The sequence below is a fragment of the Ruegeria sp. AB8 genome, from assembly GCF_056542605.1.
On record NZ_JBQGAB010000005.1, the window covers coordinates 32271 to 46473 of the forward strand.

General features: G+C 56.9%; 14 protein-coding genes. 4 read left to right on the forward strand and 10 right to left on the reverse strand.

Features of this window, described 5'->3' with window-relative positions; genetic code table 11:
• Window position 1 precedes the first annotated feature (1 nt).
• The 3 genes from pcaH to pobA are packed head-to-tail and all read right to left on the reverse strand — an operon-like array spanning window position 2 to window position 2300.
• Window positions 2–727 carry a protocatechuate 3,4-dioxygenase subunit beta gene (pcaH, locus tag ACR0CG_RS06650; RefSeq protein WP_480523565.1) on the reverse strand — a complete coding sequence of 242 codons (726 nt, stop codon included), beginning with the start codon at window positions 725–727 and terminating at the stop codon, window positions 2–4.
• Window positions 724–1107: a 4-carboxymuconolactone decarboxylase gene (gene pcaC / locus ACR0CG_RS06655; RefSeq protein ID WP_170617270.1), complete on the reverse strand. Its 384-nt coding sequence runs from the start codon at window positions 1105–1107 to the stop codon at window positions 724–726. Before pcaC ends, pcaH begins: the two co-directional genes overlap by 4 nt.
• A 23-nt stretch (window positions 1108–1130) precedes the next feature.
• Window positions 1131–2300, reverse strand: coding sequence for a 4-hydroxybenzoate 3-monooxygenase (gene pobA, locus ACR0CG_RS06660; protein ID WP_170807489.1), 1170 nt, complete (start codon window positions 2298–2300; stop codon window positions 1131–1133).
• Between the two features lie 93 nt (window positions 2301–2393).
• On the opposite strand from pobA, the gene pcaQ reads away from it, so the two are divergent.
• Window positions 2394–3311 (forward strand): pca operon transcription factor PcaQ, encoded by a 918-nt coding sequence (pcaQ, locus tag ACR0CG_RS06665; protein ID WP_170617274.1) that lies wholly within the window; start codon window positions 2394–2396, stop codon window positions 3309–3311.
• A gap of 49 nt (window positions 3312–3360) precedes the next feature.
• Here pcaQ and ACR0CG_RS06670 read toward each other — a convergent pair whose 3' ends face one another.
• Genes ACR0CG_RS06670 through ACR0CG_RS06685 form a run of 4 tightly spaced genes read right to left on the reverse strand, consistent with a single transcriptional unit; the run spans window position 3361 to window position 6366 of the window.
• Complete coding sequence (locus ACR0CG_RS06670; RefSeq protein ID WP_480523567.1) at window positions 3361–3705, reverse strand: antibiotic biosynthesis monooxygenase family protein; 345 nt, start codon at window positions 3703–3705, stop codon at window positions 3361–3363.
• Window positions 3702–4442: a YggS family pyridoxal phosphate-dependent enzyme gene (locus tag ACR0CG_RS06675; RefSeq protein WP_480523569.1), complete on the reverse strand. Its 741-nt coding sequence runs from the start codon at window positions 4440–4442 to the stop codon at window positions 3702–3704. The genes ACR0CG_RS06670 and ACR0CG_RS06675 overlap by 4 nt, the downstream gene beginning before the upstream one ends.
• Window positions 4439–5623: an MFS transporter gene (locus ACR0CG_RS06680; RefSeq protein WP_480523571.1), complete on the reverse strand. Its 1185-nt coding sequence runs from the start codon at window positions 5621–5623 to the stop codon at window positions 4439–4441. Before ACR0CG_RS06680 ends, ACR0CG_RS06675 begins: the two co-directional genes overlap by 4 nt.
• Window positions 5620–6366, reverse strand: a complete 747-nt coding sequence (locus ACR0CG_RS06685) for a GNAT family N-acetyltransferase (protein WP_480523573.1) — start codon at window positions 6364–6366, stop codon at window positions 5620–5622. The genes ACR0CG_RS06680 and ACR0CG_RS06685 overlap by 4 nt, the downstream gene beginning before the upstream one ends.
• 94 nt (window positions 6367–6460) lie before the next feature.
• Here ACR0CG_RS06685 and pdxR point away from each other — a divergent pair, with 94 nt between their 5' ends.
• Complete coding sequence (pdxR, locus tag ACR0CG_RS06690; protein WP_480523575.1) at window positions 6461–7876, forward strand: MocR-like pyridoxine biosynthesis transcription factor PdxR; 1416 nt, start codon at window positions 6461–6463, stop codon at window positions 7874–7876.
• Between the two features lie 269 nt (window positions 7877–8145).
• Complete coding sequence (locus ACR0CG_RS06695) at window positions 8146–9687, forward strand: phospholipase D family protein (RefSeq protein ID WP_480523577.1); 1542 nt, start codon at window positions 8146–8148, stop codon at window positions 9685–9687.
• A gap of 294 nt (window positions 9688–9981) precedes the next feature.
• Here the strand turns inward: ACR0CG_RS06695 and ACR0CG_RS06700 are convergent, their stop codons facing one another.
• Entirely contained in the window at window positions 9982–10932 is a 951-nt protein-coding gene (locus ACR0CG_RS06700; protein WP_480523578.1) for an aminotransferase class IV, read from the reverse strand.
• A gap of 73 nt (window positions 10933–11005) precedes the next feature.
• Window positions 11006–11995 carry a TAXI family TRAP transporter solute-binding subunit gene (locus ACR0CG_RS06705; RefSeq protein WP_480523580.1) on the reverse strand — a complete coding sequence of 330 codons (990 nt, stop codon included), beginning with the start codon at window positions 11993–11995 and terminating at the stop codon, window positions 11006–11008.
• 322 nt (window positions 11996–12317) lie between these two features.
• Here ACR0CG_RS06705 and ACR0CG_RS06710 point away from each other — a divergent pair, with 322 nt between their 5' ends.
• Complete coding sequence (locus tag ACR0CG_RS06710) at window positions 12318–12998, forward strand: GntR family transcriptional regulator (protein WP_480523582.1); 681 nt, start codon at window positions 12318–12320, stop codon at window positions 12996–12998.
• 226 nt (window positions 12999–13224) lie between these two features.
• Here the strand turns inward: ACR0CG_RS06710 and speB are convergent, their stop codons facing one another.
• Window positions 13225–14190: an agmatinase gene (gene speB, locus ACR0CG_RS06715; protein ID WP_480523584.1), complete on the reverse strand. Its 966-nt coding sequence runs from the start codon at window positions 14188–14190 to the stop codon at window positions 13225–13227.
• Window positions 14191–14203 lie beyond the last annotated feature (13 nt).

Here is a 14203-nt window from a genome sequence, read left to right on the forward strand (position 1 = left end):
ATCAATTCCCGTCCGGTCGATTTTCGAAATAGGTCGATCGATGACCGCGCAGCACGATGTCAAACTTGTAGGCGATACTGTCCAGCGGAACCGTCGCGTTCAGATCCAGCGCGGCAACCAGTTGATCGATCGCGATTTGATCCGGAATCGTGTTCACGATCGGACATTTGGCAATCAGGGGGTCGCCTTCAAAATATAGCTGTGTGATCAGCCGCTGCGCAAAGGCCGAGCCGAACACCGAAACATGAATATGCGCCGGCCGCCAGCTGTTGACCCAATTGCGCCATGGATAAGCCCCTGGCTTGATCGTTCTGAAAGTGTAACAGCCATTCTCGTCCGTCAGCGTACGGCCACACCCTCCGAAATTGGGATCAATCGCTGCCAGATAGGTGTCTTTCTTGTGACGATAACGCCCCCCTGCATTGGCCTGCCAGATTTCCACCAAGGTATTCGGAACGGGCCGTGCGTTTTCGTCCAGAACCCGGCCATGGAGGATGATACGCTCGCCGATCGGATCGCCTGTCTTGGCGTAATTTCGGATCAGGTCATTATCCAGCGGGTCCAGATCACCATGGCCGAATGTCGGTCCCGTGGACTCGCTCAGCGAAGGTTCCAGCGACAACAGGGCATTTCTGGGCGAGCGCGACACACTCGTCTTGTAATTCGGGGAAAAGGCAGGCGGGTGCCGTTCACGGTCCCGCTGGTACAGGTCCATCGGCCTGGTCATTTCACCTCACCCTCCATTTCGGCAAATGTCTGTTTTGCCAGCTTCACGGCCTGGTTCGCGCATGCAACGCCTGCGTAAACCGCCGCATGCATGAAAGCTTGCATGATGTCTTCCCTAGAGGCACCTGTATTTCTGCACGCCTTCACATGCATCGGGATCTCTTCGAAGTTCCGCGTGGCCGCCAACAGGGCAAGCGTGATCATCGAACGTTCGCGCGGTGTGATCGCATCGTTGGCCCAAAGGGTGCCCCACGCCGTTTCAGTTATCATTTCCTGGAACGGCGCATCGAAGGCGGATTTCTGTGCCTCCGCCCGGTCCACATGCACATCACCAAGCACCCGGCGCCGGACTGACATTCCCGTGGTATAGCGATCCGTCATCGTTATCTCCTTGGCTATGCCCATCAATACGGCAAACCGACGTAGTTTTCAGCCATCGCCCTTTGGGCCGCCGTGTTCGTCCGCAGAAAGTCGATCTCGGCCTGCTGCATCTTAAGGTCAAATTCGGACTGATCCGGAAACCGGTGCAGCAGCGATGAAAACCACCAGCTGAAGCGTTCAGCTTTCCAGATGCGGGCCAGCGCATTTTGCGAATAACTGTCGATTCCCCGGGTGCAGCCGTTTTCGTAGAAGTCCCTGAGGGCGTTGTACAAGTAGTGTACGTCCGAAGACGCGGTGTTCAGCCCCTTTGCTCCGGTCGGCGGCACGATATGCGCGGCATCACCGCAAAGAAACAGCCGCCCCCAGCGCATCGGTTCCGTCACGAACGAGCGTAAGGGTGCAATCGATTTCTCGATCGACGGCCCCGTCACCAAAGCATCGGCGAATTCGCGCGGGATTCGACGCTTGAGCTCGGCCCAGAAAGACGCGTCAGACCAATCTTCGGGTTTGTCGGACAACGAACACTGAATGTAATAGCGGCTAAGAGACTCGTTGCGCATGGAGCACAGCGCAAAACCACGGCTCGATGAAGAATAAATCAGTTCTTCGTGGACAGGGGGCGTCTCAGATAAAACGCCAAGCCAACCGAATGGATAGACTTTTTCGTATTCGCGGCGCACATCCAAAGGAATGGTCTGGCGACTGACGCCGTGGAACCCGTCGCAGCCAGCCACGAAATCGGTATCCACACGCTGCTCCTTACCGTCGACCGTGAATGTTACAAACGGCGTGTCGGTGTCGGCATCATGGATCGTGACATCTTCCACGTTGAAAACAATCCTGCCGCCTGCGGCTTCGCGGGCAGCATATAAATCGCGCGTCACTTCCGTCTGGCCATAGATGACGACAGGCGTGTCGGTGTGTTCGCGAAAATCGACGCGAAAGCACTCGTCATCATAAGCAATCAGCGTGCCGTCATGTTCGAAACCTTCGGCATGAAGGCGGTCGGCGACACCGGCCTCTTCCATCAGGCCGACAAATCCCTTTTCCAATACACCTGCGCGGATGCGGCCGAGGACATATTCCTTGGTCTTTCTCTCCAAAACGATGCTGTCTATGCCGTGGACATGCAGAAGCTGCGACAAAAGCAAGCCTGACGGTCCGCCACCGATGACCACGACTTGTGTGCGCATCTGTCCCCTCCTCCAACTTCGACCAGATTGCACTACGGTTTCCGTTATGTAAAATGACGTTATGTCCCATTTAGTTTCCAAAAATGGAAAGTGATGATCGATCGCAGGCTAAAAGTCAGGCACATCGAAGCCTTCGTTGAAATCGTGCGGCGACAAAGCATGAAACTTGCGGCCGAGAACCTGAATCTCAGTCAGCCTGCAATCTCGAAAACCCTGAAAGAGCTGGAGGACATCACCGGCACCACCCTTCTGGAGCGCAACAGGGGTGGCATTACACTGACCGTGGCCGGGGACGTGTTCTTGCGACACGCAACAAGTGGAATGACAGCCTTGGACATGGCGATGAACAGCGTCGCCGCGATCCGCAAGGGAGATGCCGGTTCGATTTCCATTGGCGCCCTGCCCAGCGTTGCCGCCCGGTTACTGCCGCATGCGCTAGAGATCTTTTCCCAGCTTTCGCCCGACACCATTCCCCGGGTCGAGGACGGCCCCCATGGATATTTGATCGATCGCTTGCACGCGGGGCAGTTGGAGCTTGTCATCGGTCGGCTGGGAAAACCAACGACGATGAAGGATATCTCCTTCACTCAAATGTATATCGAACGCGTCGCAATCGTTTGTGCGCCCGATCACCCATTGGTCCATGCCCAGAACCTGAGCGAGTTGTCAGACTATCCCGTTATCTATCCGCCGGATGACTCGGCGATCCGACCGCTGGTCGACCGGATGATGATCGCCAACGGTCTGAGCAGTTTTCCAAGAATGATCGAATCCGTCTCCGCAGCGTTCGGGCGGCAGGTTGCGCTTGCCGGCGGTGCCGTATGGATCATTTCAACGGGCGTGGTCGCCGCAGACATCCAAAGCGGACGGCTAAAGGCGCTACCGATCGATACAAGTCTGACTGCGGGGCCAATTGGCATAATGGCCCGGGCGGACAGTGAAATGTCCCCATTGGCAAGTCTGTTCCGGCAAGCATCTGTTCGCGCTGTGAGCAATCTGAACCTTGCTTAGACATCAGGCAATTCCAGATGCGGATCGACGGCAGCGAGGCACCCAACCTTCAACTGTGCGTTTCCCGGCTGTCCTTCGGGGCCTGTTCCCGGTCGTTCATTCCGTAGTCCCGGATCACACCGGCAACGCGCAGGCGATAACCTTCGAAAATTCCGTCTCGGCCCATGGCCTGTCCGGCCCGGTGACGCGGCAGATTGCGCCAAGCTTCAACAGCCTTCTCATCCCTAAAGAATGAAAGTGACAGCAGTTTTCCGGGATTGGTCGGGCTTTGAAAGCGTTCGACGGATATGAACCCATCCACCTGCTCCAGCAGCGGCTTCAGGTCTGCGGCAACGTCCAGATAGTCCTGTTTTCGCCCGTCGGCGATTTCAACCTCGAAGATGACTGCAATCATGCCAGATACTCCCATTCTTTTTCGGGCCAAAAGGTTCCCGGCGGCAGGTTTCGTTTTCCGAAAACGTCAGTCCCGATGCGAAGCATGGTTGAACCTTCCTGAATAGCAATCTCCAGATCCGTGCTCATGCCCATCGACAGGTGGCGCAGGTCCACGTCGTCGATATCTTCGGATGTGATCTTGTCCCGCAACAGGCGCAAGTCGCGCAGACTATCGCGGGACAGAACCGGGTGCGGGGCCAGCAAACCAACCGTCATCAAGCCCCACACCCGCAGGTTGGGTAGTGCAGCCGCGGCACGGGCAAATGATATGGCGTCGGCTGGATCCATGCCGAACTTGCTGGCCTCGCCCGATGTGTTGAATTGCAGGAAAACATCTAACTCCCGTTCTCGAACCTCGCACAGGCGATTCAGCTTTTCGGCAATCGACAGCCGATCGACGGACTGCACGCAGGTGACATGTTCCAACGCCTTGCCCGCCTTGTTCGATTGCAGGTGCCCTATCAGATGCCGTTCTATCCTGTGCCCGGCCAGAGCCGGTGATTTCTCGACAAGTTCCTGCACGCGGTTCTCGCCCGTCAGGAAGGAGCCGTGCGCCATGGCTTCAAGGACCCGTGCTGCCGGTTGCGTCTTGGTCGCCAGCAGCAGCGTCACCTCCGAAGGGTTTCGGTTGCAGGCGATACAAGCGCGGGTGATCCGGGCTTGCACCGCCGCAAGGTTCTCGGCAATCCGGGTCATGTGCTGACCGGAATAGCCTTGCGTTGCTGCGCGCCGCGTAGTGCCGCCATGGTTGCCTCGATCCCGGCCAGGGCGGCCACCAGGATCAGAAGTGCTAAGCTGCCCAATTCGACGATCATCCATCCCGCCACCAGTGGGAAGCCGAAGATGCCAATGAAGTAGGAAAGAGCAAAAAACTGAAGTGTCTGGGGCAAAAGGTCCTGGTCGGCATCATTGGCTGCCATCGCTGCCAGGATCGGATAGCTTACTCCGTATCCGATGCCGAACAGGAAGGCGACGACCAGATACATCGGGACATTGCTGCCGATCCCGATGAACAGCACAACGGACCCGAACATCACGTATTGCAGGGTGGCGATCGTCACGTAGGGATTGCGCCCGCCTTTGAACCGCGCCAGCACCACCCGGAACAACACGACAGTGACCGTGTAGACCAGGAAATAATCGGCGTAATCCAGTCCACGCTCATCCGCAAAGACGGTCTGAAAGTTGTTCATCCCGGCAAAGACCGACGCGCCAAGGCAGACCATGATCACCGGCAGTCGCGCACGCGAGCGCATGATAGCGGCGACGCCGGCCAGCGAGAGGGAGGAACGCAGCTCGGGGCCGGAGCCCTCGGAATGAGCGCGAACAGGCTTGATGAGGGCAAAGAAGATAGCGCCGGCCAAAGCGCACAGCGCGGCCGTGACAAAGAACGCGGTGTTCACCGTCATGCCGGCTTTTTCCATCATCGACGCCATGACCGGCGACAGGCCGAACCCGGCCATCAAGGCCACCGACAGAATGGCAAAATAACGAACCCGTTCAGCGGTCGTGACCAATCGGGTAAGAACGATGGGCGACAGCGCGTAGGTAAGTCCCCAGCCAAAGCCGATCGCGATGCTGGCAAAGATCAGAAGCGCCCCGACACCTTCGGCGAGGCCATAGGCGGTCAGCGCGGCCGCGATGGACAGACAGGCCACGCCAAGCGTGCGCAGGCGCCCGAACCTGTCTGACAGATGCCCGGCATAATAGACAGTGATCAGCGTGGCGATGGTGGTAACGAACAACATTATGCCCACCACTTTCTCATTGGCCCCAAAGGTCTCGAACAGGCGCGGCAACATGAACGTGAGGCCATAGGCACCCGCCTGAAGGAAACTGGCGGTGTAAAACAGGGCGAACATGGTCAGTCGGTTCATGCGACGTTCTCCGCTTTGTAGAAACTGGCGCGTTCCAGCGCGATCAGGTCCGAGAGCTTCCGGTGCTGCCGGCCATGTTCATCGAAGTTTTCCGGTGCAAGCCACGTCTGGAAACCACGCTGGACGGGTTCCCATTCCCGATCCAAAAGCGCATACCAAGCGGTGTCACGGTTGCGGCCCTTGTACGTGGCTGCCTGTTGGAACACACCTTCGAACCGAAAACCAAAACGCTCTGCCGCTGCCCGAGAGGGTGTGTTCAGCGCGTCGCATTTCCATTCCAGGCGGCGATAGCCCAGTTCGGTCATGGCGCGCCGCATCATCAGGTATATCGCTTCGGTCGCAACCCTTGTGCGTTGCAAACCGGGTGCGAAAGTGATGCCGCCGATCTCGATCACGCCATGTTCGGGCTGGATGCGCATAAAGCTGGCAATCCCTGACGCCTTGCCGGTTTCCTGATTGATCACAGCAAAATAGGGTTGCGCGTCAACGCCGCTGGCATCTTTGGTCCAAGCCCTGAGTCTCGAGGCGGTGTTAAACGGCCCAATGAAGTTGTAGGTCCAGATTTTTCCTGATCGATCCTGGCTGAACGCCTCGAACAGTTCTTTTGTGTGCGTCAACGGATCCAGAGAGATCAAGCGCGCATAGCGCCCGGCCATTCCCTTGTGTCCGGGGTGCTCGGCGCCTGCCCACTTGGGCAAGGCCATGCCGATCAGCTGGCCGTATTCATTTCTACGCACTGTCATGGCGGCGTCCTCAAGGTGTTTTTGGTCGGGAATCGATTGTCATGATTTTGGACGTTCATTAATGTCCAAAATAGACAAAAATGAGCATACCAATATGAAGCAAACACCCTGGCTTGCCTTTTCCATCGACCGGTCCGCGAAGACACCGGTCTTCGAGCAGATCTGTGCCGCTATCCGAGACCGCGCCATTTCCGGCGATCTGGCCGAGGGTACAAAACTGCCGCCAACCCGCGTGTTTGCCACTGAACTTGGGGTGTCGCGTTCGACCATCGTGACAGCCTATGAACAACTGGTTGCCGAAGGCTATCTGAACAGCCTGCAAGGGTCGGGCTACTTCATTTGTGCTTTGGGTGAGGTTGAATTGACGAAACAGGGAAGCCGCACAGGGACCCGATCCGCCGATAAACAAATCAAAACTCCGATCCCTTTCGAGGCCAGCTATCCGGACATGCGATTGTTCCCGCACCGGCAGTGGGCCAAGGCGGTTGCCCGCGTCTGCCGAACAAATCCTGAGGCCATGCTGGTCGGGAGTTCCAGTTTTGGAAACAGCGATCTGCGCGAAGCCATCGCCGCACATGTATCAGAGTGGCGTGGGATCGATGCCTCGCCGCATCAGATCATCGTAACCGCCGGCTCAATCGATGCAATCGAGATTTGTTTGCGCAGTCTGGTTGGCAAAGGCGAGATCGTCGGCCTGGAAAACCCGGGCTATCTGCCCGTTCGCCAGCTTGCCGACGCCCAGGGGCTTGCGCCAACCTATCTGGACGTGGATGAAAGTGGTGCCCGTTTGCCCGAACAGCGCACCGTGCCAAAGCTTGCCGTGTTGACGCCGTCTCATCAGTACCCGCTTGGTGGGGCCATGTCGCCAAGCCGTCGGCTGGATTTCCTGGCATGGGCGCAACGAAATGACGCGTGGGTTCTCGAAGACGACTACGACAGCGAATTCCGGTATGCGGGCCGCCCGATCCCTGCCATGGCGGGATTTGATAGTCTGAACCGAGCAATCTATGTCGGCAGTTTCTCCAAGGTATTCTCTAATTCACTTCGGTTGGGATATGTCATCGTCCCCGAAGTCCTGATTGACCGTTTCCGAACAACGTTGAGGCGTTTCGGGCTGAAAGCAAGCTATATGCCCCAACAGGCGCTGGCCGAGTTCATGAAGTCAGGGGAATTTTACCGACACTTGCGCCGGGTGCGTCGGATATACGATGACCGGCGGAAATATCTTCTGGAGCGGCTCAGGCACGATTTCTCGGATTATGGGCACTTCATCAACCACCAGGCGGGTATGCAGGTCGTGTTGCACCTCAACGATGGCTTCGAAGATACCGAAATTTCCATGCGCGCATCAGAGTCGGGCGTCACAGCGCAGCCGCTATCACGGTTCTCAGTCAAAGGTTCGGCCCACAATGGCCTGATCCTTGGCTTTTGCGGGTATTCCGAGGAAGAAATGGATTCGGCATTGGCCGCGTTAAAAACCTGTTTCATGAGGCGCAAAGCCCGCCAGTGATCGTCCGTTCGCCCTGCAAAGCCTCAAGCGCAATCCGTGCCGAAATTCGAGTGAACGATCCTGTTGTTCGATGCGCTGATCCTCACTTTGCCTGAGATCCGCATCCTTCCTCAGAGTCCGGAACTTAGCGCGATGGTCTGATTCCGCCCAAAGGCAGTCACAGCATGTCGCTAAACCACTTGCTTCGATCTATTCTCTTGAAAACCCAAGTTCCAATAGGTCAATCTTGGCAACAAGGCCAATCCGGCGCGCACAACAAGGGACCCTGAATGCGGCTGATCAGGATTTGTTTGATTGCAGTGGTGGTGATCGCAATCGCCGTAGTCGGGTTAAGACTGGCGTTTCCGCTTCCTGAAGAGAATTTCTCTGAGCGAACGCTGAAGCAAGATGCGGACTGGACCGGACCCTTGGGGGAGACGATCAAAAACGCTCTCGAACGGAATCCCGGGCGGGACGGAATTCGGCCTTTGGGCAATGGGCGCGTGGCTTTCGCGGCCCGGGCCATCCTCGCGAGAGAGGCGGTTTCCTCAATCGATGCTCAGTACTACATCTGGCAAGATGACGTCACGGGCGTGATGCTGCTGGATGAGCTTAGGTCGGCGGCCGAGCGCGGCGTGCGGGTCAGGTTGCTGGTCGACGATAGCGGCATATCCGGAATGGACAGTTATCTTGCCGAACTCGATGCCCTACCGACCGCAAATGTGCGTATTTTCAATCCGTTCACGCTGAGAAACCCCAAACTCCTGTCATATGCTTTTGACTTCGGCCGCCTGAATCGACGCATGCACAACAAATCAATGACAGTGGACGGTGTGGCAACGATTGTCGGGGGCCGCAATGTCGGCGACATTTACTTCGATTACGGCGCTGGAACCCACTACCTGGACGTGGACGCAATAGCCATTGGTCCGATCGTGGACGAGGTTTCGCAATCCTTCGATTCTTACTGGAACAGCGGTTCATCCTACGACGCCGACCTCTTTCTTGGGCCTCCGGCGGAACAAAGCCTTCAATCCACGGCGGACGCTGCGCGACAGACTGCCGTTGGCGCGGGCTACCAAAAGGCAATCCAGGAAAATGCGCTGACCGATCAAATAGCCGCACATGATCTGAAGTTCGAATGGAGCGAAATCACCCTTTTTGCTGACGACCCGGCAAAAGGCCTTGGCGAAGTCAAAGGCGAAGACCTGATCGTGGAACGGCTGATCGAATTCGCACAAGGCTCTGAAACCTCGCTGGACCTTGTGTCGGCGTATTTTATTCCCGGTGAAAGAGGGGCTGACATTCTGGAAGGGTTGGCGAAGTCCGGCGTTAAGGTCCGCGTTCTGACCAACTCGCTGGACGCCACGGACGTTATGCCGGTTCATGCGGCCTATATGCGATACAGGGATGGCCTGCTGAACAGCGGTGTCGAATTGCTGGAACTTCGGGCGTTACGGCAGGAACATCGCGACCGAAGCCTGCCCGAGATACTGGCCGGATCAGCATCGGGTTTACACGCGAAGGTCTTTGGGTCCGATGGAAAGCGGGTGTTTATCGGTTCCTATAACCTTGACCCCAGATCTGCGCGTCTCAATACCGAAATGGGATTGCTGGTCGAAAGCCCTGCGATTGCGGCATCGCTTGCCGATCAACTGAACAGGCCCGAATTCGCGTACCGTGTTGAACTGGCCGACAACGGTGAGGTGATCTGGCTGCAAGAAGAAAAAGACGGGACAGTCACCGTTCACATGACGGAACCGGAAACCAGCAGCTTCCAGCGCGCGTTGACGGCGGTCGTAAGGTGGCTGCCGGTCGAGTGGATGCTCTAGTTTCCCTACTTTGAACAGTCCGGTGTTTACGAGCCGTCGTTGCTTGGGATACCCGGACTGAGGGTTCTGATCTCAAAGGCATGTTCGATGCCGCTCTGATCAAAGACGCGGATAACGCCAAGTTGCTGTTGGAAGAACATGCCTCTCTCTCACTCTGGAGGCCATGTGGGCGGGCAATGTCCGCTGTGATTTTGCAGGTTCCCCTTCCTCAGCATCTCTCGTTTGGAAGGCGGTGCGCACTTTGCAAACCGAAAAAAGCAACAGTTTGGCCAGGTCGCTCTCAATGCTCTCCGCTTAGTCGGGGCAACCGGCTTGATGGCGAACATTTCGCTGCACAAGCTGCTTGTAGAGCTCTCGGATGCGACGGGTCATTGGACCGGCACCTTCATGTTCACCGATTTTTTTTCCATCAATTGACGCGACGGGTGTCTGGGCGCCGAAAGTACCTGTCAGGAATGCCTCGTCGGCACCATAGGCTTCGTATATCGAGTAGTTCTTTTCGAACACAGGGATGTCGTTGGCATGGCACAGGTCGATGACCTTTTGGCGCGTCACCCCGTTCATGCAGTAGTCTCCGGTGGAGGTCCAAACCTCGCCACGGCGCACGATGAGAAAGTTGCATGCGTTCGTGGTGTTCACAAAGCCATGAGGGTCCAGCATCAGGGCTTCGTCGGCACCCGCCTGCTCGGCCTGCAGACATGCTATGACGCAGTTCAGTTTCGAGTGGCTGTTATACTTGGCGTCCTGGCTCATCGGCAGCCCCCGCACCTGAGGCACGGTGGCCAGCCGGATGCCCTGGCTCATCAGGCTGTCCGCGGGTTTCGAGTGCTCGACGATTGCAACTACCGTGGGCCCGGACCGTGACAACCCGGGATGCTGAAACGGCTTGTCCTTTGGCCCCCGGGTCACCATGAACCGGCAATGTGCGTCCGTTGTCATACCGTTGGCCTTGGCAGTATCGTTCAGCGCCTGCAGGACTTCGGCCTTGCTCATGCCAACATCAATCGAGACGGCCTTGCAGCTGTTAAAAAACCGATCCATGTGTTCGTCAAAAAACGCCCATACACCGTCATAAAGCCGCAGCCCCTCCCACATCCCATCACCCAGCATGAAGCCGGAATCGTAGACGGACACCATGGCTTCGCTGCGCGGTACGATCCTGCCGTTGAGAAAGATCTTGATGTCCCGATTGCGCAGATCTTCCTGCGCGTCATGGGTGGAATGGCTCAGGGATTGCTCGCTCATATCTTCGCTCGTAGCTGGACGCTGGGTTTAGGTGGTGCAGAGGCGGCGATGGCCGCCGCCCTGGTAAAGGTGGTTAGTTTAACAACCCGACTTCGCGGAAATAGCGCTCTGCACCGGGGTGCATCGGTGCGGACAGTCCGTTTACGACCATCTCCTCTTTCTTGAGGTTGGCAAAGGCCGGGTGAAACGACTTGAAGGCATCAAAGTTGTCAAAGACCGCCTTGACCATCACGTAGACGGTTTCTTCCGGCACGTCCGAGGATGTCACGAAGGTGGACGGAAGACCGAAGGACGGAACGTCTCCATCTACGCCGCGGTACAGACCACCCGGAATGGTGACGTTACCGTAATAGGGTTTGCTCTCGACCAGAGCCTGCACGGCTTCGCCTTCAACCGGAATGATGTTGATGTCGCAGGTTGTGGCGGCTTCCAGAACGTTGGCCACCGGGTTCCCAGCGACCATCAGAAACGCCTCGATGGTGTTGTCGCACAACGCTGCGGATTGTTCTGCGGACTTCAACTCGGTCACCAGCCCGAAGTGATTCATATCCCAACCCAACGCGTCTACCAGAACCTCTGCCGTCCCTCGCGTACCAGAGCCGGGATTGCCCAGATTGATAGTCCGACCGCCAAGATCGTCCAGCGACTCGATCCCCGTATCCTTGCGCGCGGCGATGATGACCGTATCCGGATGCAGAGAAAACAGGCTGCGAAGCTCAGAATCCGGACCATCTTCTTCGAATAAGCTGGTTCCGTTCAGGGCGTGGAACTGCCAGTCCGATTGCACAATGCCCATCTCCAGTTCACCTTCACGCATCGTGCGCAGATTGTAGACCGAACCGCCGGTGCTCTCGACCGAGCAGCGAATGCCGTGCTCTTTCCGTCCCTGATTGACCAGCCGGCAGATGCCGCCGCCAACGGCGTAATAGATGCCGGTAACACCGCCCGTGCCGATGGTCAGGAACTCTTCGGCTTTTGCCGGAGCGCCCGACAGCAGCGCAGCGGCGCCAATCACCGCGAGCCCCGAGTGCATTTTCCGTTTGAGAACGCCGGTCGACAACATGAATTTCTCCCTTTTCACCTGTTGCGTCATCCCGGTTCCGGACCGGATGAACTGTTCTTGCCGATGGGGTGGGCAATCGCAGCCAGGTTTCGCGCTTTTCGAATCCCCACCTGGCATGACACTACAGCAGGATTTTCATATTGTCGACAATTTGTATAATTGTCGACAATACTGCATATTCGAACTAACTTAAGTTTCCAAACACCGCAGCCAGCCGTCGAACCGGAATAGAAAGTTCAGCTTCGGTCATTTTTCTGGCTATCCTGGCTTAAAGAAGTAATCTCGCCTTCCGCCCATCGGGTGTTCCACCAACGGGATCGAAATGACACGGAAAGAATCCTCACCAGAAAAATCCGGCGACACGCTGAAAGACAGAACACTGGAGCGTCTCCAGAGACTGATCCTGACCGGCAATCTGGATCCGGGTGCAAAGCTGCTTGAAACACAAGTTGCCGCCCAATTGGACGTAAGCCGCGCAACGCTTCGCGAGGCCATGGTTCAATTGAGCGAGATCGGGCTTCTGGTCTATCTGCCTTTCCGCGGAACGTTCCTGCGTACATTGGATCCGGTTGATCTGGATGAAATCTATTCGTTTCGCACCGGGCTCGAGAAGATGGCCTTCCAGTTCTGCTGGGACAAGCGCGATCTGATCAGCCTCGCCGACCTGCAGATGCGAAACAACAAGCTATGCGATTGCATCTCGAACAATGATCCATACGGCGCGATCATGGCCGAAATGCATCTTCATTCTTGGTGCTACGAACTGTCGGGGCATACCCTGCTGTTGCAAAGCTGGGAACGTCTGAAACCCAACTTGCAGTTCTACTTTGCCATGCATCAAAAGGCGCATGGGCGTGGCGGCCCGCTCCATGAGTCCCACGACAAGTATATTCAGCTAGCCAACGGGGACAGCTTGGATGACATGCTGGATCACCTTGAAGACCACATGCGACAAGGCCTGGAAAATACGATGAAGTTTCTTGATGAACGAAACGTTTCGTAAGTCAGGCCATAGCTTTCCCGGGGATTGAACAAACACTGCACGCCCTTAGAGTCGCACATCTTGAGATTCGCTCCACTTCCCGAACCGATCGTCCGAGGATGCAAAGGGGCCTTGGTTCAAGCCGCGCAACCGTCAATGCATTATGGGAACGGTCCAAACCGGCACGCGACGTTTGTTGTCAGCGCGCCGGCGTGTCACGGCATCAGAAAACGCCATGGGAGGGAGCCTATTTTCTGTTGTGGAAAATGAACCCGATAAAGTTCAGTAACAATTGGGCTGCCAGGATCTGTGTGCTTTCAGAGGGGTCATAAGCAGGCGCGACCTCGACCAGATCGATGCCGACCACGTCGCCGCGTTTGCTGAGGCCCTGCAGGATTTCCAGAACATCATAATACTGGAACCCGCCATGGCTGGGTGTTCCTGTACCCGGCGCAATCGACGGGCAGAAAGCGTCGATATCGATGGTGACATAGTACCGGCTGCCTTCCGGGATGCGATCCAGAACGCCTTCGACGCCCAGCTTGCGAACCTGCCGCACCGACAGGATGTCCGATCCGCGCGCCCGCGCATCGTCATAACCTTCTTTCGCGGTCGAGGACACGTTGCGGATGCCCAGTTGGGTCATGCCCGAGACATAGTCCTTTTCGATGGCGCGGCGCATCGGGTTGCCATGGCCAACGGTGACACCGTGCCGTTCGTCGACGAAGTCCAGATGCGCATCGATCTGGATCACGTGGATCGGTCCGTTTTTGGCGCAGTCGTCCCTATATGCGTTGATGCAGGGAATATTGACCGAATGGTCGCCGCCGATGGTGACAGGGATCGCGCCGGCATCGAGGATTTTCCTGACGCCGTATTCGATGTTGGCGTGGCTTTCCTCGGTCTTGGTGTGGATGATATCGGCATCCCCCAGATCGACGATGCGCACGTCGCTGCCCAGATAGGTGGCGTCATCCTCGTGATCATAAGCTCCCGCGTGACCAAAGCTGAACAGGGTCGATGCCTCGCGCACCGAGCGTGGCCCGAACCGTGCGCCCGAGCGGAACTGACAGCCGAAATCGAATGGCGCGCCAAGGATCGCCACATCGGCGTCAATCTCGTCCCAGTTCTCGACATAAGGTTTCTTGCCAAAGGTCGAGATGCCGACAAAAGGCAGATTCAGGCGACCAGCTTCATAACCATGTCCCGACATGATTTTCTCCGTT